Below are 25,063 nucleotides of genomic sequence, written 5' to 3'. Positions count from 1 at the left end.
TGGACCTCCTGAGAAAAAATAGTGGCGGGGGGCGACTGCCACCCCGCACATTGATGTTTTATTGGCCACGTAGTCGTGTGAGATTGGTATCGATCTCCTGCACCATTTGCTCCGCTTTGACACTCTTGAAGTAGAGGTGAGTGACAGGCAAGTACCAAGCATCAGCCCGTTGCTTGTCAAAGATGATCCCATAATAGTAATAAGTGAGTGAGGCGTTCGCTGCATCCTTCAGCATGCTGTCCAGTCCGGGAATGGAAGCAGGGGTCGGAACGCCTTCGTATGGTGAGATGAACCCAAGATCTTTGGACCGGACTGTCTGCTCCTCTTTGGAGGTAAGGGTCCGAAGATATTCAACTGCGAGATCCGGGTTCTTCGATTTATTGGCGGTGCTCCATTGGAAAACGGTGCCTAAGACACCCTTCTGGTCGCCCTGGCCACCCGGTATCGTCGGAAACGGTACGATTCCGATCTGGAAATCAGCGGGAATGGACTGCTTCATCTCGCCTACCAGCCATGAGCCCATCAGAATCATGCCGGCTTTGCCACGGAAAAATTCAGTTTGTGCACCGGTGAAGTCTGTCCCTTCGAAGCCTTTCAGGAAGTCGCCATCGCTCACCAGTTGCTCCAGCTTCTTCGCAGCCCTCAGGAAGCCGGGGTTATCGGCGGCCTTTTTGTTACCCCAAGCGACGTCCATCACGGCCTGTGTACCGACCTCCCTTTGCAGCAAATAGTCCCACCACATGCCCATATAGCCATTGTTTGTTCCAGTGACTGCAATCGGATCCACGCCTTTAGCTTTTAGAGCAGCGGATACCTGAATCAGATCATCCCATGTGGCCGGAGGTTTGAGTCCGTGCTGTTCGAACATCTTTTTATTGTAATAGAGTCCTAATACGATTGCCTGATCGGGGACTGCATAATACTGGCCCTTATATTGTGAGAACGAGCGAAAAAGCGGCATGATCGAATCCTCCCAAGTTTTACCGTCGTAATCGGAACGCTTGGTCGTTTTCAAAGTGTCGGTGATGTTTTTCAATTGGCCTTCTTCCACCCAGTGATAAGAGCTGGCATTGGCCCCGTTGAAAATGTTATCTACATCCAACGGATCGCCGCTTTTCCAACGCAGCTCGAGTTGCGGGCGAGCTTTCGTATTAGAAAAAGTGTAAGTCATCAGAGTACCGGAGAATTGCTTTGCCAAATTATCGCCTACACGTTGGACTGCTTTAAAATTATCAGAGCCTTCGGGCCAAAGCGCTCCAACTTCCAATGGGCCGCCTTTAATCACTTTTGTTGCTTGGGTTGCTGGAGTTTGGTTAGCAGGAGTAGGAGTGCTGGTGTCGCCAATAGTCGAGGTTGGTGTAGAGCTGCTGCAGGCGGTCGTCGCTAAGAGACTAGTAAAGAGAATAGAGCCAATATAGTTCTTCAAATTACGGTGCATGTCGTTCCCCCTTAGGTTCAATATATTGAACTTGAGTACAAGAAATCGATTGTAGAATTAATTTATCATCTTGATGACTTAATTTCAAGACGCAAATGCAAAAAAAATATCTTGATGTTATGTAATATGACGCTATTTCATGACGAAAAACGAAAATGATATCGTTTACATAAATATTAGTAAATTATCCATTAAAAAAACAAAAAAAACGTTAGGATATATGACGTGATTAGTGGCAGGTCGAACGATAGATAGAAAAAAGAGAAAGTCAGTCTATGACTTCCTCTTCATTTTGATTTCAGACACTTTGATCCAACTTCTTATTCATAGTAGTTGATGGAATCGGACAAATTCCGCAGCTACAGCTCGGTTAATAAGATCAATCAACAGTTTCCCGTGTTCGGCATTGGCCTGTCCTGCGTTGTCGCTGTAACCGTCTATGGCTGCCCAACTACCGTGACGTTGGACGAGCGGTCCGGCAGCCGGATCTTTAGGCACCGTAGGGATTGAGCGTTGCAGTGGGAGAGGAAGCTGATCCGTTTGCACCAACTCCGGATGTAAGGCCATCATTAGCGATGTCTCGAAACCTCCGGCATGGCCGGGCACAATGCCAAGGCTCGCCGCTCTTCCCTCACGCAAGATCGCCTCCCAAGCGATCGTCCAATAGGATGCGGCTCCTGCAATCACGGGGTGACGCAGGGCCAGCTCACGGGCAGCGAGCCTAACGCATTCCTCGTTACCGCCGTGGGAATTGAGGAGATAAATTCGTCGGAAGCCGCTGCTTACTAAAGAATCTGTTAAGTCATTCAACACTCGAAGCAGTGTTTCAGTGGAGAGAGACAAAGCGCCGGGATAGATCAGATGGTGATGCGAGGCACCATAAACGATGGCCGGACAGACCAAAATCGGAATCTCCTGATTGGCCTGCGAGGCGGCAGCAATGGAGATATTTTCAGCGATTATGGAGTCTACATGTACGGGAAGATGAGGTCCATGTTGCTCTATCGCCGCCACAGGAAGAACGACGGTCGTTTCGGGCGCCCAATGTCCGATCTCTGTGCGGGTCAATTCGTGGAATCGCAAACTCCTAGGTCTCACGTTGGATATTTGTATTGGAAATACCTCCTTTACATATGTCTTAGTTCTATATTATACTTTTTTTAATAAAATTTGAAGTGTGTTTCAAAATAATGAACCAATTCTATTGGAGGTGCTTTTGTGGAAGAAACTCATAAGTTTTTAGCAGGATTAGGTTTGCCTACCGGAGATGTTCACCAACTTCCCAATTCTACTAAACGATTTCCAGATGGTGCCCAAGTCCGGATTGAAATACCAAGCGTAGAAGGTCCAAACGTACTTGCTGCAGTAATAGAGGCGTCAAAAGAGTATGAAGTGCCTATCCATCGTGTCTCTCAAGGAAGTGGTATCATGCTCTGTACCGATGCAGAAATCCGCGAGATGTTAGCGCTTGCAGCCGGTCACGGTATTGAGGTGAGCCTATTTGTAGGACCGCGCTCGACTTGGGATATAACGGCTGCTAGTCATACTCCGTCGGGTAAAGGTCAAGCTTTGCGCCATGAGGGGATGGATCAACTGGTTTATGCCTTGGAGGACATCAAGCGCGGCTGCCGACTGGGGCTTCGTGGTGTTTTGGTGGCTGACGAAGGTCTTCTCTTTATCGTAAACGAGATGAAGAAGGCAGGCCAGCTTCCTGCCGATTTAGTGGTTAAGGTTTCTGTATCCATGGGCGCCGCAAACCCGGTATCAATCAGACATCTCGAGGAGATGGGAGCGGGCACCTACAATGTACCCTCGTCACTTACACTTACGAGACTGGGAGCAATCCGCCAAGCTGTTAACATCCCACTTGACCTCTATGTGGAGTCTCCGGATGATTTTGGCGGTTCGATCCGCTTCTATGAAATTCCAGAAATCGTGCGCGTGGTATCCCCTGTCTATGTGAAATTCGGGCTACGTAATGCAGTTAATGTTTATCCGAGCGGTGTTCATATTGAGCAGATGGCCGTGGCTCAATGTCGGGAGAAGGTGCGGCGGGCTGCCATTGGCCTTGAAATTCTTCGCCGTTATTATCCAGAGGCTGTCATGTCCGAGATGGGTGCCAGCGATCTGGCTGTGCCTCAAATTTAACCGCCGAATGGGGGAAACTCAGTGTCTAACCGTTCTTTAGGTATTGGTATTATCGGTTGCGGCGATATTGTTATAGCACAGCACCTGCCGGCTCTGATGGAGAATCCAGCGGTTCGCTTGATAGCTGTTTGTGATGCAAACCCACAACGGGCTGAGAATGCCGCACTCAATTGCGGCGATGTCTATCATACGACAGATTACCAGCGCATTCTTGCCGATGCAAACGTGGACGCAGTTCTGGTCTGCACACCCCCTTGGGTAACACCCGGCATTACAATCGATGCGCTGAACGCCGGTAAGGATGTTCTGTGTGAGAAGCCAATGGCCACATCGGTTGCGGAGGCGGAGAAGATGGCGGCTGCCGAACGGCAAAGCGGGAGCTTGCTTCAGGTAGGATTTACATACCGGCACGGTCCGTTAATGGAAGCATTGCAAGGATGGGTTGCAAGAGGCCGGCTTGGTCGTCCTTTGCAATTCCGACTAGGTATTTTCGATGAACTTTTGGACCCTGAGGGTAATCCTGAGCATTACGAACGTATTTTAAACACGTTACACCATGGACCGCCCTGTATTCACGACGGCGCCCATGCAGCGGATTATTTGGCCTACTTAACGGGCTCGTCCCCTGTGCGTGTAGTCGCGTACGGATTGACCTCCCGACCTGAATTTCCTTCGCCCAATTATAATGTCGCCCATATTGAGTTTGCTAATGGCGATCGGGCAAAGTTGGAAATCGGCTGGTTTTACCCTCACCTGCCAAAAGGAGAATTCCATATCCTCGGACCAGGCGGAATGGCTTATTTAGACCGGATTAACAATGAAGCTGTTATAATTGAGGGAAAGATAACCGAGAGGGTGCAATTGTCAGAGGATAGAGCGCGGTCTTGCTTCCGGACGCAGCTTTCGAAGTTTACAGATTATATCCGGATGCGTCGTACCCCTGTACCTGGCAGTCGCGAAGGCATCGCAAGTCTTCGTCTCACTTTAGCTATCGCTGATGCGATGGCGACCGGGAACCCTGTGGAAATGAGACAGGAGGGGATAGTGTGAATATTGACGCTCATGTACAGATTGGTGAAGGACGCTACCACCGGGTAGTTCCGGAACGTATGCTGGAGCAGATGGACAGCTGCGGTATTCACCGAGCGTTGATCAGCCCGATCGATCGAGAGATGGCCGTTCATAATCGGGAAGGCAATGATCGGGTGCTTGCGCTTGCTAAGCGTTATCCGGACCGGTTTCTCGCATATGCAACAGCCAACCCTTGGTACGAAGGGGCGGCTGTTGCTGAGTTGGAGAGGGCATTGGGGGAGGGGGCGGCAGCAGTCAAGCTGCATCCGCCTCTGCAAGGATTTATGATCATGGAGTCATTGGTTCATCCGCTGATCGAAGTCGCTGCTCGTCATCGCGCACCGGTCTATGTTCACACTGGGACACCAGCTTATGCCTTGCCATTGCAGCTTACGGAGCTTGCTTTAACCTACCCAGAAGTTGCGTTTATAATGGGAAAGAACGGTAAGACTGACTTTTGGATCGATGCCTTTCCGGCGCTGGAAAGAGCATCGAATATTTTTGGGGATACTGCTCATGATTTTCCAGAGCGAGGTATGGCTCGCCTGTGCAAGGTCATTGGGCCTGAACGTATTATATTTTCCAGCAATCATCCTGTTTCCCGCATGTCTCTCGAGGTGGAAAAGGTCAGAGCTATCGATGTAACCGAAGCTGAAAAGGCAGCCATATTAGGCGGAAATATGGAGCGGCTGTTGGCCGCACGGTTCCGCTAATTCCTAAGGGTGGATTATAGAATGTCTGGAGGCATGATCATGAAGATCGACTTTCACGTACACCAGCCAGGAAGGTTAGGGGACGGCAACTATCCTTATCGTTCCGAGGACTATATCAAATTCATGGATAAGCATGGAATCGATATTAGCGTGATGCTTACGATAGACGGATTTTGGCAGGATCCGGTAGCCTGTAATGATTACCTCTCTGAATGGTGCGTCTCGTTTCCAGATCGGCTCGTGCCCTTCTGTACGGTAGATCCGCGAAAAGTCGGGGCTGACAAGGAAGTGGAGCGGTGCGTTACTAAACTTGGGATGAGAGGGGTTAAGTTTCATAATTGGCTGCAGGGATTCAGTCCACTAGAAACATTTATGGCACCTATCTGTGAGGCAGCTGAGGCTTTAGGAATTCCACTTTTCTTTCATGACGGTACGCCGCCTTACTCCTCGCCGTTGCAGATTGCTGAGCTGGCGGCACGTCACCCGAAGCTTAAAGTGATCCTCGGACATGCTGGGCTTCACGATCTCTGGCCAGAAGCAATTGCTGCGGGTAGACGACATCACAACGTCTTCTTATGCATGTGTGCGACGCCGCCCTTTGCCATGGAGCAAATCGTAGCGCAGGTCCCGCTGGAACAAATTGTGTTCGGGACGGACGGCGGGTTGTTTCATATAGCCGAGCAGCCTTATGTTGATTATCGTTTTCGTGAATTTGACGCGCTGGAAATACCCATGACAGTCAAGGATCGGATTCTAGGGTCAAACGCCCTTCGGCTATTAGGCAGACCCGTTGAAGAAAGGAGATGAAATTGTTGAAAATAACCCACATCGAAACGATCCCGGTACAAGTTCCTCTTCATCCGGAACGTGCCATTCGTTCAGGTCGCGGCAACCATTTGGTCTCGCCATTCTTATTGGTTAAAGTTCATACTAATGAAGGCTTCATAGGTTTGGGAGAGGTCTCCTGTACGCCAGGTTGGAGCGGTGAGGATCAAGTGACGGCAGAACATTTCATCCGAAATTTCCTTGCACCTCTAATCATCGGGGAAAACCCCTTAAACATTGAGGTATTGACGCAGCGCATTCAGAAACGAATCGCGCATAACACCTTTACCAAGGCAGCTTTAGAAATGGCTTTATGGGATATTCTTGGCAAAGTTGCCGGTCTCCCTGTCTATCGACTCTTGGGAGGGCAGGTAAGAGAATTCGTGCCTACCAAGTTTTCGGTCACTGGTGTAGAGCCAACTAAGGCCGCAGAGATTGCTGCATGGGCGGTGGAGCAAGGCTTTCGCAAGATGAAAGTGAAGGTAGGGACGGGACCTGAGTACGACGTTGCACGTGTCAAAGCGGTGCGGGAAGCAGTCGGTTCAGAAGTCAAATTGGGCGTAGACGCCAATGGCGGTTGGTCGTCCCGGGTGGCGATACAGACGATTCGCCGTTTGTATGATGAGGCAGGCATCTATTTCGCCGAGCAGCCGGTGCCGGCGCTGGATATGTCATGGCTCGCCGATGTACGGGGAAAAGTACCGGTTCCGATCATCGCAGACGAAAGCCTTAATTCGCTGCAGGATGCGATGGCTCTTGTACGAACAGGCGCTGCTGACGTTCTCTCTTTGTATATAGGCAAAGGCGGCGGCATCGGTCCTGCCCGCAAAACAGCCGCTGTTGCTGAGGCGGCAGGCATCACCTGCACGGTTGGCAGCAATCTAGAGCTCGGAATTGCCAGCGCGGCGATGATTCATCTCGCTATGGCGACACAAGGAATTGGAGCCGAAGAGTATCCGTGTGATATTCTTGGACCTTTTTTCTACGAAGACATGCTCCTGAAGGAGCCGCTTCCGATAAAAGGCGGAGAAGCGCGTCCGTTGGAACGGCCAGGACTAGGAGTAGAGCTCGACGAGCAAAAGGTGGAGCATTACAGGGTCCGTTAGCAAAGTTTGCAACGAATTTCACAGGATTGTGAAGTAGAATGGCAGATTGGGAGGGATATGCTTTGATAGATTACCATACGCATTTGGGGGAATCGAACCATTATAGTCCTGAATATTTGGCGGAAGGCTTTAAGATGCGTGGCAAACCCGTTCAGCGAACTACTCCGGATGAGCACTACGAGGAAATGAAGAAGGTTGATAAATGTATCGTGTTGGCCTTTCGCAGCCGTCACCTGGGATTTGAAGTACCTAACGAGTACGTAGCCGAGTATTGCCGTAGGGATCCGCAAAAGCTGATCGGTTTTGCCTGTGTGGATCCACACGACTACAATGCTTTGGATGAACTAAAGGATTGTGTGCAAAATCTGGGTCTAAGGGGGCTGAAAACTAGTCCCATTTACCAAGCCTACGATCCGATGGATGAGCGGATGCTACGAATTTACCGTTATTGCGAGGATAACAGGGTTCCGATTCTGACCCATCAAGGGACCACGTTCCCGCGACGGGCACCCATGCAATGGGCACACCCGGAACAGGTGGAGAAGATTGCATTGGCTTTCCCTGAGCTCAGAATCATCATTGCGCACCTTGGCCATCCGTGGGAAAGCGAGACCATTAGTGTAATCCGTAAGCATCCCCATGTTTACGCCGATGTCTCTGCGCTTTATTATCGACCCTGGCAGCTCTATAACTCCCTCACATTGGCTAAAGAATACGGGGTTTGGAAAAAATTAATCTTCGGAACGGATTACCCGATTTGCACCGTTGACGACTCGATAAAAGGACTTTGGAAATTGACGGAATACGCTCAAAAGATGCCTTTCCCAAGCTTTACACCCGAGGATATGAAGGCTCTCTTGAACAACGATATTTTGGCAGATCTAAATCTGGTGTAAATGCATGAAATGGAGGATGAGAGATGAACATGGGTAAACAGGAGTTGTGTTCAGATCGGGCGCCGGCTGCGGTAGGCGAGTACTCTCAGGGGCTGAGGGTCGGGGACTTCGTGTTCGTCTCAGGGCAGGTTGGGCGAGATCCGGCGACCGGAGAGCTAGCGGAGGGCATTGAGGCTCAAACGGCTCGTACTTTGGAAAATATTCTTGCTATTCTTGAAGCGGGGGGTGCAACGCTAAATGATGTGGTAAAATCTTCGGTTCATCTGAAGGACATGAACTTGTTTCAGTCGTTCAACCGGGTATATGGCACATACTTCACACCCCCCAAACCAGTAAGGACTACGGTAGGCAGTTTTCTGCCCAACGCACTTGTCGAGATTGATGTAATTGCGTATTCTCCATTGAATCAGCTGACAAACCGGAACGAGTGAATGGAGGGAACCCTTCTATGCCCCTGGCACTAACAAAGCAGTCTTTGGTAGAATCGTTCCGCCGATTAGGCATCCAAAACGGCACTCATCTCGTCATCCATAGCTCTCTTCGCAGTCTAGGATCAATCGATGGCGGCGCAGAGACTGTTCTTGACGCGCTACTGGAGTGCATAGGGAAAAATGGTTTGTTGATGGGACCTACTTTCACGTACAATAATGATATCTTTGACCCTGAAGCGACACCGGGCAGAACCGGCATGTTAAACGAGGTTTTACGGATGCGCCGCGACGCCGTTCGTTCCCACCACCCTACCCATTCGGTGGCGGCAATCGGTAAGGATGCCGCGAAATTCTGCGATGGACATCACGAAGTTCCGGGGCTAGGCATTGATAGTCCTATGGACAGAATGGCTAAGGCGGGCGGCGGTATTCTGCTGCTGGGTGTAGGTCATACGAGCAATTCTACGGTACATGTGGGTGAATCTTATGCTCATGTCCCTTATTTGGATATTCCCTTTAATCCCGGCTGGCCCAGTCTTATTCCAATCGTGGGAGCCATTCAACGGGAAGTAAACATAACTGAATACCCTGGCTGCAGCCGCGCTTTCGGAGTCATCGAAGCTTCTCTTCGTATGCGTGGAGTAATTCGAGACGGTTTGATCGGAAAGGGGCTTGTGCAGTGGATGGCCGGGCAGGATGTGATCTCCGCTGTCACGGACTTGCTAGAGCGAAACGCCGCGGAATTGCTTTGCAGCGATCCAGACTGTTATCGTTGCAGCCAGGGCCGTAAACGACTAAGGTAAGTTTAAGGAATGGAGTGGAAAATTAAACAATGAATAAACGGGAATCTAAATCCCAATTGATCCCCAATGTTGACCGGGCATTCAAGATTCTAGAGCTGTTGAGCGAATCCCCTCATGGGATGCGCTTTGCCGATATCTACGAGCATCTGTCACTGGCCAAAAGCAGCGCTTTTGTTCTTTTGGAGAACCTGGAGATGAAGGGATACGTCGAAAAAACCCCCGAAGGCAATTTTCGTGCCACGCTGCGGCTTTTTCAAATCGGCAGCCGTGTTCTGAACAATTTGGACATTCGGTCCACAGCGCTCCCGTATATGATCGCCCTTCGAGATGAAATTCGTTTACCGGTTCATTTGGCCATGCTGGACGGCACGGATATTGTTTATTTGGAGAAGGTAGAAGGCACAGGCTTTATCAAGTTCGACACTTACGTCGGTAAGCGGGCGTCGGTACACATGACCTCCGTCGGGAAAGCAATCGCGGCCTTCCTGACTGATCAACAGGTTGATGAGATTATCACTGCCCGAGGTCTAGGGGGTGGAACCGATAAAGCAATTACTACAAAGGCAGAGTTCAAGGCTGTGCTGCAAACTGTTCGTGAGATGGGGTACGCGCTAGAGGACGAGGAAGAGGTGCTGGGTGTACGGTGTATCGGCGCGCCGATTCGGAACCACTTAGGTGAGGTGGCGGCTTCGATTAGCATCATCGGCTTGCACCGGGAACTGCCGGTCACCCGCATTCCGGAGTTCGGCAAGAAGGTAATGGAGATAGCTGAGCGGATTTCATCGGCTCTCGGCTGTCCGCCGCTGCAATCTTAAGTAGAAGTTTATCATAGGGTCCGTCTATCGGAGATCGTATGCTGGAACGGACGATCCGAACATTTACCATATGGATCGAATCGAGGACATGACAGCATCGCGGTTTTTCGCTTAGCCCTTCTCTGTGCGATGCGCCTGATCATACACAATACAGGCGGAAAATCGCCTGTTTTATTTGCATTGACTCTGGACGAACGGTTCTTAGAACTTTTCGCTAATTAAGATTTCGATTCGATTGTCACGCTGGAAGTCGATCCGGTTATTACTGGCAAACGTAAGATGGTAGTGATAACGTTTATGGTTAAACCGACTTGTATATGGATGAGCAGGGAGGATGAGCTAAATGAAGTTGGGTTTTGCTGAACGTATTGTCACGCCCCCCGTTGGCACTTGGTTAGGGGGCTTTTCGAGTCGGACGGAGCCTTCGCAAGGAGTTCGGGACGATCTTCGCGCCCAAGCGGCATGGCTGCAAAGCTCGGACTTCGAACATGTCCTGGTCGTATTGGATCAAGTCGGGATTACTCAAGGATGGACTGATGCTTTGCAGAAACGGCTTTTCGAGGCTTGGGGGCTTAACGCCGATCAGGTGCTTGTCCATTGGACCCATACCCACTGCGCACCGCTCTATAGGGAACCAACGCCGGGCTTTGAACACGCAGTGTTCTCCACGATTTATTTCGAAACGCTGCTCGAAGATGTCCTAGAGGTGTGCCGAATGGCCAAAGAGAATCTAGAGCCCGTAATGTTTTCATTCGGAAGCGGTAGCTGTGACCTGGCAGTTTCGCGACGCCTGATCGTAGATGGCGTAAATCAGTTCGCCGCGAACCCGTTTGCGGTGGTGGATCATGAGGTGCCCGTACTTGCCGCCATCCGTCCCGATGGAAGCAGTAAACTCATTTTGTTCAGCTATGGCTGTCATCCTACCATGACGAACAATTTGCTTTTCTCGGCAGAATATCCCGGAGTTGCGCGCCGAGTAATCGAATCCCGTATATCGGGTGTCCGGGTTATGTTCCTTCAAGGCTGCGGCGCCGATGCGGTGGTCGGTGTCCATAGCAGCGAGAAGCAACGCTACCTTCTGGACGACCAATGGGAGGATATGGAGGCAGCCGGTCGCATTCTTGCCTGGAAGGTGCTTCTTATATTGGCGCATCAAATGGAACCCGTATCAGGCAATTCCTTATCCAGTTCCACCATTTCTCGCAATCTCTCTTTTGAACATTTCCCTGGCCGTACTGAACTTGAGGAGCATGCAAACGGCGCACATCTCGGCGACGCCCGGTGGGCGCGCTATCAGCTGCAGCGATTTCAGGATGAACCTGTTTGGCCCCGAGGCGTAGAAGCCCGATTTCATGGACTTCGGATTGGCGACGTCTATATCGTGGGACATCCGGGAGAAGTGACGTCCGCTTACGGCCTTCGCCTGAAGGAACGTCATCCGCGTATGAAGCTGATCACCCTAGGGTATTGCCATTCCCAAATCGGCTATATCCCGCGCCGGTCGATGTACGACGAAGGAGGATATGAGGTGGATGCATGGCGAACATGGGGTTATCCATCGCGTTGGGACCGGAGCATCGAGCAATTATTTGAGTCAACCGCGGAAGCTGTAATATCCCGGTTGCTGTAAGCAGAGTGATAGAAAAAAATGTGAAAATTAACCTATTCCCGACGAATATAAATAAACAACAATTGTAATTATTAAATGTCAGATGACAAGAACAATATCGCATTACAAGCCGCTTATATGGCGGTTTTTTTAATTTATGAGGATGGTGGAATTACTTCATTTCTAGTTAGCTGGTAGCCGATCATAAATTCGGTGGAGTCCTCTAGCCGCTAAGACTTTTGTGGAGGGCATAATGCTGTTACTGATTATGACTGCGTGTGCCAATCCTTTAGCAAATTCGATTAGATCTTTGGGGACGACTTTCTACTAAAAGAAGTTACGTGAACGGATTTTTTGTACCGTAAAATGAAGCATGTACAATGAACTAGGGATGGCCGAGGGGGTCGTCCCTTTTTTCTATCTTTTATATTTATTTATAAAATGACATGCTTCTGCAATTTCACCCATACCTCAAAATAAGAGGGAGATTTATGATATGGGGTGAAAGTGTTTGATTAGAGGAGGGGAGAAAATCACCGTGAAAAGCTTATTTGTGGCGTGGCGGTCTTATGGTTTGTATAGGCAGCATTAAAGAGTGGGCGATATTCTTCAAGTAAGCTGCGATTTCATCTGGGTTATGCCGAATGGTGTTGCCGAAATTGGTTTAAGATCTAGCTTCAATTACTATTATACGAGGAGGGTTTATCGTGAGGAGAGGTTACACTCGTAAGGTACTTAGTATTGTCATGGCAATTGCCATTGTAATGACGATGGTCATACCAGTCTCGGCACATAGTAGTATTTCGGGCGAAGATGGCATAACAAAGCATATCCAGCAAGCAGTTATGAACACTTCGAACTCCTCCGCTACTAACCCCATTTTATATTGTCATCGACATTGGAACCTCAATCTTCTCCACTAAACCAGCTGCCAGCTGAACAAAAATGAATTGAATTATAAAAAACCATAATTCAATAGCAAAAACCATATTCTTGATAGCTATTTTTTTTTATTCTTTATTGTATAGGGAAGAGAAAGGAGATGCATCGATAGAGAATCCCCCTCCATATCGTGGAACCTTTGCGATAACGACGCCAAAAGATACCCGGAAGCGACCATGCGCTGGGTGGATTATTTGTATTCGAAATCTCTCGAACTATAAGATTAGTAAGATGAAAACGCGCCTATGTGTAAGATTATCAGGTTACCTATGAGATTGGAAGAATGGCCAATTAAATCTTTTAACGGAGGAGAATCGGTATGGATAAGAAAAACATGCATCGTTCTCTTGCTATCAGCTTTACGCTAGCTCTGGTGCTAGGGGCTTGCAGCAATAATGATGCTATTCCTCAGGGAAGTGAGTCACCCGGTACGAATCAGGCACCGGTCGATATATCGTTTTTGATGCGAGACGGATCTATCCCTTATGCGGTGGAAGCAAAAAAAGACGACCCCTATTTTAAAGAAATGTCCCGATTATTTAGTAAATGGGTTGGCGGCCCGCATAATATCACATTTGACTTTATCACGGGTGATTATGACCCGCAGTTGAAGCTAAGGCTTGCTTCCGGCGACTATCCGGATATCATACACACGACTGCTATCGATAGTCCGGCCCACCCTACGGCGGTGCAGGATGGAATTTTCCTGCCACTTAATGACCTTCTCGACAAATATGGACAAAACATTAAGAAAGCGCTTCCTCCCGAAATTTGGAAAAGCAACAAGTTAAGCAAGGACGGCAAGATTTATGCGTTGCCTAAAATGGCCCCGTTGCCCAGCATCTTGGTCATATACGTCAGAAAAGACTGGCTCGACAAGTTGGGGATGAAGGCGCCCGTCACGCTCGATGACTATTTGGCCTATTTCGATGCAGTTAAAACACACGATCTGAACGGCAACGGACAAAACGACGAGATTCCGTTCTCGGTGCGGAAGGACCTGTCTTACGGTGGTTCGTTCTTCGGTTATTTCGGCGTGTATCCTTCCTCTTGGAAGTATGAGAACGGTCAAATGTTGCCGGAAATGATCATGCCTCAGATGAAGGATGCCATCAATTTCTACAAAATGCTATATGAAAAAGGGTACATCAACAAAGACATGTTTACCAAAACACGGGATGAATGGGCTGCCGACATTCATGCTGATAAGGTCGGCATGTGGATGCACGAAATTCCAAGCGCCAGCACGGATTGGGACCCTTCCACCTTCGCGAACAAAAACGCAACACTTGATGTTCTTGGGGGTCCCCAGAGAACGGACGGTAAGGTATATTTGACGCCGGTCAATCAAGGCTTCGCCAACGTCATGACGATTTCCGCCAAAACAAAGCACCCGGAGGACGTCATGAAATTTTTCGATTGGGCATGGTCCGACGACAAAGATAAAGATACGTTCTTCTCCTTCGGAATCAAAGAAAAAAATTACACGGTGGCCAACGACCAGATCAACTGGAGCGCGAATTCTTCTGAAAATACTACTAAAGGTGTTTCGGCCTTCTATCAAGTCCAAATGAGTCCGAGCAAGGGCTACAGCATGTCTCCACTCATCATTGAGAAAAATAAAAATGCAGCTATGCTGAAGAAGGGAATTCAACTCACTCAGACGAACACGATGCCCGACGACGGTGAGTTTATGCTGCTTCTGGATGCTTATAAAGCACACCCAGAGCTATCGCCTCTGCTCACGGGAAGTCTGTTCTTGGATATGTTCTCGAAGGTCGTAACCGGAAAACAACCGATTGACAGCGCGTTCGACAAGTTCGTCTCCGACTGGAAATCCCGCGGTGGCAACGATGCAATGAAGCAGGCAACCGATTGGTACAATAGCGTTAACAAAAAATAAGGCTCTTTAACACCGTGAAGGAGGTAAGCGCAATGTGGAGAAAAATTCACAACCATCCGACTGTAGCCTTGTTAGTTCTAGCGCTTCCCGGTTTGATCTGCATGATCTTGTTCAAATACGTGCCGCTGTTTGGCAATGTCATCGTTTTTCAAAACTACGATATGTTTAAAGGCATCGCCGGCAGTCGTTGGGTAGGGCTTGCTCATTTTCACGAGCTGCTTGTGTACCCCGATTTTCTCAAAATATTGCGGAATACTGTCATAGTTCATCTGTATTCGATCGTATTCGGGTTCCCGGCTCCGCTTCTGCTGTCACTGCTGCTCAACGAAATTCGCCAAATGTGGTTCAAGCGGCCCGTGCAAACCTTCTTGTATTTGCCGCATTTTCTGTCGTGGGTCATTGTGGGAGGCATTTTTCTGAATTTGCTCAGCACAGACGGTGTGGCCAACCAAATCCTGGCATGGTTCGGGATCAAACCGAGCGACTTCATAACCGAACCTGCTTACTTCCGTAGTCTCATTGTATCGATCGGCATTTGGAAGGAGGTCGGTTGGGGAATGATTGTTTATTTAGCGGCCATCGCCGGAATCAATCCGAACCTTTATGAAGCAGCAACTGTGGACGGTGCTAGCCGCTGGAGGCAAATGTGGCATATTACCTTGCCTGGCCTGCTGCCCGCCATTGTCGTTCTATTCCTCCTAAGAATCGGCCACATGCTTGATTCAAATGTGGAACAGATGCTCGTATTTCTTAACCCGCTTGTGCGTGACGTCGGGGAAGTTATAGACACATATGTTTACAGGGCCGGCTTATTGAACGGGCAATTCAGCTATACGACAGCCATCGGAGTGTTTAAATCGGTTGTCGGACTTACACTCATTCTTGGCTTGAACAGGCTCAGCCGTAAGCTGACCGGTGAGAGTATATATTAGAGGGGGACGAGGAAATGCCGGTTTATCGTTCCGAACGTCTGTTTCAGTTGATAAACGGACTATTTTTCATCCTTGTTGCAGTTGCGATGCTTGCACCCCTTGTCCACTTGGCGGCTATTTCGCTCAGCTCAGCCGATTTTTCCAATGCGCACAAGGTGTATTTTTGGCCACGCGGGTTCAATTTAAATGTATACCAAGATGTCTTTCAACAATCACGGCTATGGCGCGCGATGGGAGTCAGCGTATATATCACGGTATTTGGTACGCTTATTTCCCTTTACATTACTTCGGCGTTGGGGTACGCCTTAACAAGACCGAAGATGCGTGGTAGAAAAGTGATTCTAAGGGCATTGATTGTAACCTTTATCTTTTCAATTCCTCTTATTCCGTTTTACCTCGTTGTTCGCACAGTCGGAATGGAAAACTCGTTATGGGCTTTGATGATTCCCGGTGCGCTCAGTGTGTTTAATACGCTGATCGTCAAAACGTTCTTTCAGGGAATCTCGAGCGAATTATTTGATGCCGCACAGATAGATGGATGCAGCGAGTACGGTATGTTCTTCCGCATTGCCGTGCCGATGTCGCTACCGGCCATTGCCACAATCGGGTTGTTTCATGCGGTGGATCAATGGAACTCTTATTTTTATGCGTTAATTTTTTTGCATTCCAAAGCAAAATATCCGATTCAGGTTATTCTGAAATCCATGGTCATGGACGGCAGCTCCGGCGTTGAATCGGATTCGCTGGTTCTTTTCTACAGTCCAGAGCAGCTGAAGGCGGGGATCGTACTATTCGCAACAATACCGATATTGATCGTCTACCCGTTTTTGCAGAAATATTTCGTCAAAGGTGCTATGCTGGGCTCCTTAAAGGAATAAATCATTCGGCGGTCAAGCTGAAAGGAGAAGGCTGCTGAGGGATCAGCAGCCTTCTCCGCTAACGGACAGCATTTTGTGAGTAACATTTCGAGTATATTTAGCAACTAGCTAGGAGGTGGCAGAGCCCTTCAATGGTAGAATAAGCTTAATTACAAATGTGAGGAGTATAGTTGTATGCATATTCAATTGCAGAATATTACTGAAGAAAGCTTTGCCCCATATGGTACGATTATTGCGCTTAATCCCGATTCAACAGAAAGATTCCAAGTTGTATTAGCTGAGGAGGATGTTCCAGGCTGGCGAATTGCCGTTTCCAACTTGACGAACAAACGTACGGTGAAATCACTCGGAATGCATCCCAATACAAGAGAATCGTTTGAACCCTTATGTGGGATTGCTGTCATTGTTGTAGCAACGAAGGATGAGCCCGACAAAATACAATCCTTCTTATTGGATAAACCGATTTGTTTGTTTAAGGATACTTGGCATCAGCTTATAGCACTATCCGAAATCGCTTCCGTTAAAATTATTGAAAATGCCAACGATATCGAGTCCAATGGTCATATCTTGGCGCAAGAATTTAAGGTTGGCTTGATCGGCGAGTAGAGGACTTGTTAGAAGTAGTGCTCTGAAAATGGTTCCGTTTTAGAGTAGAAACATTATCGGGTTCTCGAGATGCCATTTGCCTACCGGGAAATAACAGTGTCGGAGCTTGCTTTGGAGCAGCTCCTTTTTTTGATTTCATTGACGGGCAGGTAAGTTTAATAAAATTCAGGCTAAAAGTCGGAAAGGGGCAGGTAAGTAATGGGTTCGAGAATTATTGGGGATCATTGGGGCATTTCAAATGTTCACACCGGCTATGATTATTACGCAGGGCGGACCTATGAACTCTACCTATGTTTGCCCTAAATTTGTATGAACGCGCTTTTAGCCAACTGCAAATGGGATATGCCTCCAGTCTTGCATGGATTATGTTACTCATTATCGCAGCTTCAACTTCGATCATTTTTCTATCATCCAAGTACTGGGTGTTCTATGAATCTGAAAAGGGGCATGGGACACTAGACTTTTTCGCAGAAACAAACTTGTCATTTCTTCTTGTTGATGGCAGGACTTTTGTTTACGACGGTCATTTCCTCCAGCTTGGTTGCTTTCGGATTTGCCTGGTTATAGTTTCGGCTGTGAAACTTCTGGTTCGCGCAGGGAATGCTTTCTTGATCGGCAATTTTGCCGTGGATAGCGACGGCTGTCTGGCGAAAGAACCGCAGACGCTCAGCTTTGGAGATTGGTGCATGTCGGATTTAGTAACAAAACTATGGGACAACGCGAATGGATTCCGATCCTCTTTGCAGCGGATAGGCTTTGATATGGAGGCGAGTGGCGTGAAATAATTTTCTCCTACTCTGTGACCGTTTAGTTTAATTTCATAGAGCCCTAAGCTAGTCGCATAAATTCGGGCACTCTTCACTGTGGAGTGTACTTTAAACGCATGTCTGAACAACGGACAATGTTCACTTTCCATGGGGAATTGCTTGGTTGGAGCGCTGATCCATTCAGCTTTCCAATCACCTGGTTGCAGCAAGCCCATTTCCCAAAAAGCAGTCACAGACCAATCTGACGATTCATCTTGATCACTCCAAACCCGTACTTGATAATAATAACGCTGACGCGATTTTAAAGTTAATCCCTTTAATGCAACATGAGTGGATTGCTCCGATTGTACCTTGCCGGAATTCCAAAGTATGCTAGCGAATTCAGCCCCCGTTGAAATCCGAATCTGATAAGCAGATTGCAGCCACGATCTCGTATCAGTTTGAATTTGCCAGCTAATTCGCGGTTGCCCAACATCGATACCGATTGGATTCTCCATATACTCACAACGCAGCTTATTGACAATAGACATCCTATTTGCCCGCCTTTCAAAGATAGATAGTAAATATACCTTTCGTTCCATTTCATTTATAATTATATTAAATATCTTGTTCAATTATCTTGGTATAAAAGACATTTCATATAGGTAAAAGCGACATTATTCAGATTGGAGCTCTAAAAATGAAGCCTCCGAAACATATACTAAAAGAGGATCACTTTTTTTCAAGTAATTTGATGCTTTTGGTCAATCGAGCTACAGAAACCTTTAACTTACCGCTGCATTCCCATGAATTCATTGAGTTGGCTTATGTTGCTGAAGGGAAGGGCTTTCATTATATTGAAGACGAAATTCAACGCGTACATAAGGGCCAACTATATGTTATTCCCATGGGAGTTACTCATGTTTTTCGCCCCACTTCCACGGATGCATTAAAAGATCCGCTCATTGTCTATAACTGTATATTTACTCAGCAGCTCATCGATCGCTTAATTAGCTTTGTAACGGATGAGCCAATCATTGCTTATATGGAAGGGTTAAAAGAAGAGACGCTCACCTTTCATTCAGTTTTCGACTCCGATGCTGTGATTGATCATATATTTCTTTCTCTTTATCGGGAATATTCTTTGACGCTTAGCGGTACTTCTACCTATTTGAATACCCTTTTACTGCAGTTGATTGTAACCATTTATCGATTGAAAAATGATGTATATGATAAAATGCTTAGTAAACGAACCCACTTTCTTCAGGTTCTTAATTATATAGAACAAAAATATGCAGAGGATATCACACTATCCCATTTGTCCGATATGTTTCAATGGAGCGAACGCCATTTTCAACGTTTATTTAAACAGCACACGGGCCAAACCTTCAATCGTTATCTTCAAAACTTACGAATCCAAAAAAGCTGCGAACAACTACGCGGTTCGCAGCTCGCAATCAGTAGAATTGCCGAGGCGGTAGGGTATAAAGATATCAATTCATTTATTGCACGATTTAAAAAAATTGTCGGAAAAACACCGAGCAGTTATCGCCAGAGTGGCTCTAATTAAAGGAATTGCTGGAAACAGCTGAACTGAAAGTCGAGGATCATTTTTACAGCCATGGCTGTCGTTCTTATATATGAAAATCATCCTAACATTGTATTATCCGAAGAATTTTACGTTGCTTCGTGTTCACAACCTCAAATTATTGACCAATCCAGTCTTATTGAAATTCAAGCTTCTACTTCAGAAGAGATCGCGGCTTCAATCCAAGATTTGTATTCATTGTCTGAAAGATTATTTGAATTATCTAAGCGTTTCTAAGTAACAACGTTATTGCTATTGGTTGATTTGTTAAAGTTAGCTTTCCAAGAAATTCTTTTGCTCACCGAACAACAATTCCAGGAAATCTCCGATAAGTTTACAGCGATGTTTGTCCAAGTTTTATAAGGGTTTATTAGTATTTCAGGGTGAGAATGTTGATTTAGTCATAAAGAAGTCCCTATCCTTTCAAAGGGTGGGGACTATTTGACGTTTCGTTAATACTCAAATCAAAGAATAATTAAAATCGGTTACCGTTCCTTCGGCTAGCTTTCTGACAGTTCCAAAGAATTATTATTGGAATTAATTACGGGGACTCCTCCGACTATGGAGTTATTTGGGAAGTTTATGACTCGCAGAACAATGTGGAGGAGCTTGCATTGATGCGGTCCTTTTGATTTCCTTGAATTAACGGGGGGCCTTTGAACGAATGCTCTTTAGATCATAATAAAGTAATGCAAAGTTCGTTTAAGAAGGTTTATCCGCTCGTGCAACACATTTGAGATTGAGTTCATTGAATAAGAAAGAAGCCCGGAACATCAAGATTTCCGGGCTTTTCTATTCTCTTTTATTCGATAGGCTTTATAACTTCAGCAAATCTTCGAATGCCCTCCTCAATCATGTGATCATCAACTCGACTGTAGGTGAACCTCATGTACCGATCATTTGAACCAAGCGTGCTTCCTGGAGCGAATACGATTCCGTTCTTGACACATTCTTTGAACAAATGCTGTTCGTTCAATTCCTCCTTCAGCTTGCACCAGAGATGTATCCCGCCGCTTGGAATCCCATACTCGATATTGTCTTTAAATGCAGATTGCAAAGCATGTAAAGTTATATCTCGCTTTCGTTTCAACCCGATTCGCAAGTGCTGGATGTGCGTTTCAAAGCTTTCGGAGGAAAGTAGTTGCGCGGCTATCCATTGCGGATAGTTCGGGTGGCCAAAATCAATCTGTTGTTTAGCGTCAGTCAAACGTTGAATCACGGCTTGAGGTCCTACAATCCAGCCGATTCGCAGTCCTGAGGAGATAATTTTGGACAATGAACTGATATAGAGAACTGAACCGTCTTGATCCATGGATTTTAACGAGCGTATGGGCTCATTGTCATATCCAGTAACACTATAGGGATCGTCTTCAACGACCGCAATTCCGTATTGGGTTGAAATTTCCAATACCTTTTTCCGTCTTTCATAGGACATCGTATTCCCTGTTGGATTCTGGAAAATGGGGTTTAGGAAGACCATCTTAATTCTGTGTTTTTTGTATAAAGAAACAATTTGCTCAGGGTCTATTCCTTCTTCTTCGATCGGCAGAAGAAATGTTTTGAGACCGGCAGATTGGAAGATAGGCAGGGAATAGGCATAAGATGGGTCTTCTATAGCAACGGAATCTCCCGGCTTGAGAAGACACTGGATAATCAAATGCAGAGCTTGTTGGGCACCGGAGGTAATTAATATTGATGAGGCATTCGTTTCTACGTTTCGATAGGTCTTGAGGTGAGAAGTGATCGCTTCCCGCAATTTCATATTCCCCTGCATATGTTCATAGCCTAAGAATTCACTGATTTCCATAGAATTGTGAACCTCTTGCATCAATCGAATCGGGAGCAAATCGGGGCTTAGTTCGCCAATAGCAAAGTTGATATGATGATCGCCCGATTGGATGATTTTATATATCTGCTGATTCAAAGGATTATTCGATTGAAATACCCCGCTTTTCACATACTCTTCCCAGTTTGGAATGCGTTTGAAGGTACCTCCTGCTTTATTGTCGATGCTGACTACGGTACCAATCCCTTTGACCCGTTTAACGAGTCCGATCGCGTATAGTTCATCGTAAGAAGAAACGATCGTACTGCGGTTAACATGAAGTTCTGCAGCCAAATGGCGTTCAGAGGGTAAGGTGCTGCCAGAAGGGTATTCGCCGTTCATAATTCGAGATTCCATATAATTCGAGATTTGCTTATAAACAGGGATTCCGTTTGTTTTGTTTGGTAACCAACTCATCATACACCTCCAAACAATTCTTATATATGTCATATTAACTCACATAATCGTATGTATCAATGTTTTTCTAAAGGGTAAATAAGTGGATGGATGATGAGAATAGCAGTGGATGGCAAAAAAAAACGTAGGGTGGATGGGGTAGGCGATCGATTCTTTCGATATGATATGGCATATAACGTAACATTAATTGTTGAAAGAGACGCAAATGTAATGAAAAGTAACATAACCAAGAGGAGGGGCAGAATGAACCCTACAAAGCAAATCAAAAGTGTGGATGACACATCATCTTTTCAAGACGATGCAAGCTGGTTAGTAGATCTTCAGAATAAAGGTTTACGTACTTCCGGATTAATTGAGGGAGGAAGACGCGGGGGAGCAGGTCCTTCTGATGATCGTGCATTTATGCTGGGAGATCAAGCCGTCATGCTTCCGACTCTAAATGGTCCTGCTGAACATTCCCCTTATTCCTTAGTACAAACACAATCTGGACTTTCCTTGCAGTATGAGGGTAGAACACTCATGTATGTGGATCCGATCGCGAGACCTCGCTTTTATGATCTCAAGACTAAAGATGGTGTCCCTTACAATCACATTGCAGTGCTGCACGGAGCTGATGTCTTGGCGAGCACGGTCATTCAAAGCTGTATTCGCTGGGCTCCTAGCGGGCGGTGTAAGTTTTGCGCCATTGGACAGTCGCTTGAAGCGGGAAATACAGTTGCCATGAAAACACCCGAGCAGCTTGCAGAAGTCGTACAGGCTGCGGAAAAGCTAGATGGCATTAAACATATTACGTTAACGACAGGCACACCGAATGAGATCGATCGGGGTGCACTCTATTTGGCAGAATGCGTAAGAGCGATTCGCATGGTTAGCAAGCTTCCCATACAAGTTCAATGTGAGCCCCCTACGGATGATAGCTTATATCAATTCCTTAAAGAAGCGGGAGCAGACACGATCGGGCTTCATGTGGAATCGTTCGATGAAGATGTGCGGCGCAAGATGATGCCCTCTAAATCCAGCGTTACCTTAGAAACCTATTACACAGCATTCGAGAAGGCTGTAGCGGTATTTGGCCGCAATCAGGTAAGTACCTATGTCATCTTGGGTATGGGTGAAAATATGGAGAAAACGTTAGAAGGATGCAAGCGCGCCGCCGAGCTTGGCGTTTACCCATTTGTCGTTCCATTACGGCCGCTTCGCGGAACGATGCTGGAAGACTCGCCGCCACCTTCCAGTGAATACATGGAGACGATGTACCGGCATGTTGCCGATATTCTTGCAGATGAAAGCTTATCTTCATCAGGCAGCAGTGCGGGGTGTGCAAAATGTGGAGCTTGCTCTGCCCTTCCTTCTTTCGAGAAGATAGCTCAAACGGGGAGTTGAGGAATGAAAAATTATGAGATTCGCATCGCTGGAACGGAAATAGAAACACAAGCTTCCCTAGTGCTGCGTCGGCAAGTGTTCGTTGAGGAGCAGCAGCTGTTTGAAGAGAGTGATGCGGATGAGAACGATTCTTCGTCGATCACGATCAATATTTGGAAGCAGGGGACCATCCTTGTAGGAACAGTAAGATGTTATCCGGATCGGAACACTCCCTCTTTATGGTGGGGGGGGAGGCTTGCGGTTCATGAACAGTACCGGATTCGAGGAATAGGTGTTTACCTGATTGAGGCTGCGGTTGAGCAAATGAAGCAGCGGCAAGTCCCTTGTTTCAGGGCTCAGGTGCAGGAGCAGAATGTTCAATTATTTGAAAAGTTGGGATGGACCAAAGTGGGGGCGCCAACGTTTGCTCAAGGACTTCCACATCAAATCATGGAGGCGAATTTACATGTGCATGATGCACGGAAACATAAACAAAGTAGCAGGATCTGATTCTATGTCTGCATGCGGTCATGAGCCGGGTCCTGAACACGAGATCCCGCTAACAATGGGCTTTGGAAGACGTGTATTCAGCGTGCACAATCATGTTGGCGATTTGCCGCCTTGGCCTTTTTACGAATCTGAGGTGCCTATTTCTCCGGCTGAACCGGGTCCGATGACAACCGAAGAATTAAATCATTTTATGAAATGCCGTGGTATCGAAAAGACGTTGATTATTCCTAACTATGGCATTCCTGTTCAGGCACAGCCCTTTTCACATAACAAGAGAGTCGTTCAGCTGTGCCAAGATGGAGCAGGGGAAGTAGCGGGAGCGCTTTGGGTTTCAGGTCTACCACAGAATAGGGATTTGACAGATGAAGCTCTTCAGCTCATTCATGAACCAGGAATTCGGGCACTTAAGATGAGCTATCTACTTGGTGGAACAGCAGATCCCCGCAAATGGGATGAGCCTACGCTTAGACAACATGAGAAGATTTTCCAAGCTGCCATGGAGAAGGATATTTCCATTCACTTTCATACGAGTCCAGGAGGTGGGTCTGATATATTGGGATTTTTCGAACTGATTAAGCGTTGGGGTAAAGATATGAAAATCCATCTGGTACATATGGGTGGGGGCGTTAGCGGCCATATTCGTCTGCTTTCCCAGTGGAAGGACCTCATCGAAGGCGGTTATCAAGTTTATCTCGATACGAGCTGGGCGATTGGTTTTGCCGTAAGGAATCTCCTTCAAGAAGTTGATAAGACCGGTATTGGCGCTGATCGCATTATGTTTGGCTGTGATGAACCATGGAGTGATTATGAAAGCGAATTTTGGAAAATCCAAGGCGCTCGAATCTCTGACGAAATTAAAGAAAGAATTTTCTGGGGCAACGCGCAAGAGCAATACTTTACGAAGTTGGCATAGGGGTTAACCCTCTTAACCATATAAAAATTAAAAATTGGAAGGAAGATGAACAATGGCACAATTTACAGAACTTGAAATTCAATCAATGAACGAGATTCCACACCCGTCTTTACCGAATGGCACAAAACTTTATGGAGGCACAAAGATATTCCCCGACTACAAAGCAAATCCTGGTGAAAAGTTTCTTGCTATTATCCATGGTATTGCACATGAATCATCTTTATCTTATGTAGCGATTCTGCAAGCGACCCGTGCTCAGCGCAAGGGTTATGAAACGGCTATTTATTTCTACGGCACTGGTGCCATTAATGCACTTGCAACAAGAGGGTTTCCAACAGTAGGTCAAGCTGCATTCGGGGGGCAAATGAATATAAATGATGGTTTGGCAACGTTCATCAAAGAAGGCGGAAAAGTGTATGTATGCCGATTCGGTCTTGGGCTCCATGGACTTCGTGAAGAAGATTTGATAGAAGGTACCATACCCGCACATCCTCTTGATCTGCAGGATTGTTTAATCGAATATTCGCGTGCAGGCGCATTTATTTTAAGTACATTCCAAATCTAATCGGTAATCCTATACAAATAA

24 protein-coding genes and 1 pseudogene are annotated in these 25,063 nt (G+C 46.9%); 21 read left to right on the top strand and 4 right to left on the bottom strand.

Annotated elements, in window-relative coordinates:
- Positions 1-58: 58 nt before the first annotated feature.
- Positions 59-1,459, bottom strand: coding sequence for an ABC transporter substrate-binding protein (locus ASG85_RS28360; RefSeq protein WP_156390188.1), 1,401 nt, complete (start codon positions 1,457-1,459; stop codon positions 59-61).
- A gap of 303 nt (positions 1,460-1,762) precedes the next feature.
- Complete coding sequence (locus tag ASG85_RS28355) at positions 1,763-2,521, bottom strand: creatininase family protein (RefSeq protein ID WP_063860405.1); 759 nt, start codon at positions 2,519-2,521, stop codon at positions 1,763-1,765.
- Positions 2,522-2,656: 135 nt separating this feature from the next.
- On the opposite strand from ASG85_RS28355, the gene ASG85_RS28350 reads away from it, so the two are divergent.
- The 16 genes and pseudogenes from ASG85_RS28350 to ASG85_RS39470 form a co-directional block, all read left to right on the top strand.
- Positions 2,657-3,586: a U32 family peptidase gene (locus ASG85_RS28350; RefSeq protein WP_156390187.1), complete on the top strand. Its 930-nt coding sequence runs from the start codon at positions 2,657-2,659 to the stop codon at positions 3,584-3,586.
- Positions 3,587-3,607: 21 nt separating this feature from the next.
- On the top strand, positions 3,608-4,636 hold the full coding sequence (locus ASG85_RS28345) for a Gfo/Idh/MocA family protein (protein ID WP_060648462.1): 1,029 nt from the start codon (positions 3,608-3,610) through the stop codon (positions 4,634-4,636).
- Positions 4,633-5,370 (top strand): amidohydrolase family protein, encoded by a 738-nt coding sequence (locus tag ASG85_RS28340; RefSeq protein ID WP_060648461.1) that lies wholly within the window; start codon positions 4,633-4,635, stop codon positions 5,368-5,370. Before ASG85_RS28345 ends, ASG85_RS28340 begins: the two co-directional genes overlap by 4 nt.
- A gap of 39 nt (positions 5,371-5,409) precedes the next feature.
- Positions 5,410-6,177: an amidohydrolase family protein gene (locus ASG85_RS28335; protein WP_060648460.1), complete on the top strand. Its 768-nt coding sequence runs from the start codon at positions 5,410-5,412 to the stop codon at positions 6,175-6,177.
- A gap of 5 nt (positions 6,178-6,182) precedes the next feature.
- Positions 6,183-7,301: a mandelate racemase/muconate lactonizing enzyme family protein gene (locus ASG85_RS28330; RefSeq protein WP_063860427.1), complete on the top strand. Its 1,119-nt coding sequence runs from the start codon at positions 6,183-6,185 to the stop codon at positions 7,299-7,301.
- Between the two features lie 62 nt (positions 7,302-7,363).
- Positions 7,364-8,197 (top strand): amidohydrolase family protein, encoded by an 834-nt coding sequence (locus ASG85_RS28325; protein WP_162257293.1) that lies wholly within the window; start codon positions 7,364-7,366, stop codon positions 8,195-8,197.
- Between the two features lie 23 nt (positions 8,198-8,220).
- Entirely contained in the window at positions 8,221-8,628 is a 408-nt protein-coding gene (locus tag ASG85_RS28320) for a Rid family detoxifying hydrolase (protein WP_321166611.1), read from the top strand.
- A gap of 17 nt (positions 8,629-8,645) precedes the next feature.
- Complete coding sequence (locus tag ASG85_RS28315; RefSeq protein WP_057305900.1) at positions 8,646-9,431, top strand: AAC(3) family N-acetyltransferase; 786 nt, start codon at positions 8,646-8,648, stop codon at positions 9,429-9,431.
- A gap of 29 nt (positions 9,432-9,460) precedes the next feature.
- Positions 9,461-10,246 (top strand): IclR family transcriptional regulator, encoded by a 786-nt coding sequence (locus ASG85_RS28310; RefSeq protein ID WP_057305899.1) that lies wholly within the window; start codon positions 9,461-9,463, stop codon positions 10,244-10,246.
- Between the two features lie 850 nt (positions 10,247-11,096).
- Positions 11,097-11,876: a hypothetical protein gene (locus ASG85_RS38275; RefSeq protein WP_156396879.1), complete on the top strand. Its 780-nt coding sequence runs from the start codon at positions 11,097-11,099 to the stop codon at positions 11,874-11,876.
- Between the two features lie 686 nt (positions 11,877-12,562).
- Positions 12,563-12,778, top strand: a complete 216-nt coding sequence (locus ASG85_RS28300) for a hypothetical protein (protein WP_060648457.1) — start codon at positions 12,563-12,565, stop codon at positions 12,776-12,778.
- A gap of 338 nt (positions 12,779-13,116) precedes the next feature.
- Positions 13,117-14,700 carry an extracellular solute-binding protein gene (locus tag ASG85_RS28295; RefSeq protein ID WP_060648456.1) on the top strand — a complete coding sequence of 528 codons (1,584 nt, stop codon included), beginning with the start codon at positions 13,117-13,119 and terminating at the stop codon, positions 14,698-14,700.
- Between the two features lie 32 nt (positions 14,701-14,732).
- Positions 14,733-15,632 (top strand): ABC transporter permease, encoded by a 900-nt coding sequence (locus ASG85_RS28290; RefSeq protein WP_057305896.1) that lies wholly within the window; start codon positions 14,733-14,735, stop codon positions 15,630-15,632.
- Between the two features lie 14 nt (positions 15,633-15,646).
- A complete protein-coding gene (locus tag ASG85_RS28285) occupies positions 15,647-16,510 on the top strand; it encodes a carbohydrate ABC transporter permease (protein WP_057305895.1) in 864 nt (287 codons plus the stop codon).
- A gap of 174 nt (positions 16,511-16,684) precedes the next feature.
- Positions 16,685-17,116 carry an ureidoglycolate lyase gene (locus ASG85_RS28280; protein WP_057305894.1) on the top strand — a complete coding sequence of 144 codons (432 nt, stop codon included), beginning with the start codon at positions 16,685-16,687 and terminating at the stop codon, positions 17,114-17,116.
- Between the two features lie 211 nt (positions 17,117-17,327).
- Positions 17,328-17,562: pseudogene (locus ASG85_RS39470) on the top strand (ABC transporter permease); the annotation flags it as partial.
- A gap of 77 nt (positions 17,563-17,639) precedes the next feature.
- Here ASG85_RS39470 and ASG85_RS28275 read toward each other — a convergent pair.
- A complete protein-coding gene (locus ASG85_RS28275; RefSeq protein ID WP_060648455.1) occupies positions 17,640-18,413 on the bottom strand; it encodes an alpha-L-rhamnosidase N-terminal domain-containing protein in 774 nt (257 codons plus the stop codon).
- A 149-nt stretch (positions 18,414-18,562) separates the two neighbouring features.
- On the opposite strand from ASG85_RS28275, the gene ASG85_RS28270 reads away from it, so the two are divergent.
- Positions 18,563-19,432, top strand: coding sequence for an AraC family transcriptional regulator (locus ASG85_RS28270; protein ID WP_057305892.1), 870 nt, complete (start codon positions 18,563-18,565; stop codon positions 19,430-19,432).
- Between the two features lie 820 nt (positions 19,433-20,252).
- On the opposite strand, the gene ASG85_RS28260 is transcribed toward ASG85_RS28270, so the two are convergent.
- Positions 20,253-21,692: a PLP-dependent aminotransferase family protein gene (locus tag ASG85_RS28260; protein WP_060648453.1), complete on the bottom strand. Its 1,440-nt coding sequence runs from the start codon at positions 21,690-21,692 to the stop codon at positions 20,253-20,255.
- A 243-nt stretch (positions 21,693-21,935) separates the two neighbouring features.
- Here ASG85_RS28260 and ASG85_RS28255 point away from each other — a divergent pair, with 243 nt between their 5' ends.
- From ASG85_RS28255 to ASG85_RS28240, 4 genes are read left to right on the top strand one after another with little or no spacing between them, the layout of a single operon-like run.
- Positions 21,936-23,075, top strand: coding sequence for an MSMEG_0568 family radical SAM protein (locus tag ASG85_RS28255; protein WP_082588262.1), 1,140 nt, complete (start codon positions 21,936-21,938; stop codon positions 23,073-23,075).
- A 3-nt stretch (positions 23,076-23,078) separates the two neighbouring features.
- On the top strand, positions 23,079-23,564 hold the full coding sequence (locus ASG85_RS28250; RefSeq protein WP_060648452.1) for an MSMEG_0567/Sll0786 family nitrogen starvation N-acetyltransferase: 486 nt from the start codon (positions 23,079-23,081) through the stop codon (positions 23,562-23,564).
- Positions 23,521-24,477, top strand: a complete 957-nt coding sequence (locus ASG85_RS28245) for an amidohydrolase family protein (RefSeq protein ID WP_082588261.1) — start codon at positions 23,521-23,523, stop codon at positions 24,475-24,477. Before ASG85_RS28250 ends, ASG85_RS28245 begins: the two co-directional genes overlap by 44 nt.
- Before the next feature lie 52 nt (positions 24,478-24,529).
- On the top strand, positions 24,530-25,042 hold the full coding sequence (locus ASG85_RS28240; RefSeq protein WP_057305887.1) for an MSMEG_0572/Sll0783 family nitrogen starvation response protein: 513 nt from the start codon (positions 24,530-24,532) through the stop codon (positions 25,040-25,042).
- Positions 25,043-25,063: the final 21 nt, after the last annotated feature.

The organism is Paenibacillus sp. Soil724D2 (genome assembly GCF_001427935.1).
Lineage (GTDB): Bacteria > Bacillota > Bacilli > Paenibacillales > NBRC-103111 > Paenibacillus_E.
Note: the sequence above shows the minus strand (reverse complement) of the source record. Positions and strands in the feature narration are given on the sequence as shown.

Coding starts and splice junctions, on each gene's coding strand:
- ASG85_RS28260 (WP_060648453.1), bottom strand. CDS start 21,692: ATGAGTTGGTTACCAAACAAAACAAACGGAATCCCTGTTTATAAGCAA.
- ASG85_RS28315 (WP_057305900.1), top strand. CDS start 8,646: ATGCCCCTGGCACTAACAAAGCAGTCTTTGGTAGAATCGTTCCGCCGA.
- ASG85_RS28335 (WP_060648460.1), top strand. CDS start 5,410: ATGAAGATCGACTTTCACGTACACCAGCCAGGAAGGTTAGGGGACGGC.
- ASG85_RS28285 (WP_057305895.1), top strand. CDS start 15,647: ATGCCGGTTTATCGTTCCGAACGTCTGTTTCAGTTGATAAACGGACTA.
- ASG85_RS28275 (WP_060648455.1), bottom strand. CDS start 18,413: ATGTCTATTGTCAATAAGCTGCGTTGTGAGTATATGGAGAATCCAATC.
- ASG85_RS28310 (WP_057305899.1), top strand. CDS start 9,461: ATGAATAAACGGGAATCTAAATCCCAATTGATCCCCAATGTTGACCGG.
- ASG85_RS28320 (WP_321166611.1), top strand. CDS start 8,221: ATGAACATGGGTAAACAGGAGTTGTGTTCAGATCGGGCGCCGGCTGCG.
- ASG85_RS28270 (WP_057305892.1), top strand. CDS start 18,563: ATGAAGCCTCCGAAACATATACTAAAAGAGGATCACTTTTTTTCAAGT.
- ASG85_RS28255 (WP_082588262.1), top strand. CDS start 21,936: ATGAACCCTACAAAGCAAATCAAAAGTGTGGATGACACATCATCTTTT.
- ASG85_RS28280 (WP_057305894.1), top strand. CDS start 16,685: ATGCATATTCAATTGCAGAATATTACTGAAGAAAGCTTTGCCCCATAT.
- ASG85_RS28240 (WP_057305887.1), top strand. CDS start 24,530: ATGGCACAATTTACAGAACTTGAAATTCAATCAATGAACGAGATTCCA.
- ASG85_RS28245 (WP_082588261.1), top strand. CDS start 23,521: ATGTGCATGATGCACGGAAACATAAACAAAGTAGCAGGATCTGATTCT.
- ASG85_RS28295 (WP_060648456.1), top strand. CDS start 13,117: ATGGATAAGAAAAACATGCATCGTTCTCTTGCTATCAGCTTTACGCTA.
- ASG85_RS28290 (WP_057305896.1), top strand. CDS start 14,733: ATGTGGAGAAAAATTCACAACCATCCGACTGTAGCCTTGTTAGTTCTA.
- ASG85_RS28250 (WP_060648452.1), top strand. CDS start 23,079: ATGAAAAATTATGAGATTCGCATCGCTGGAACGGAAATAGAAACACAA.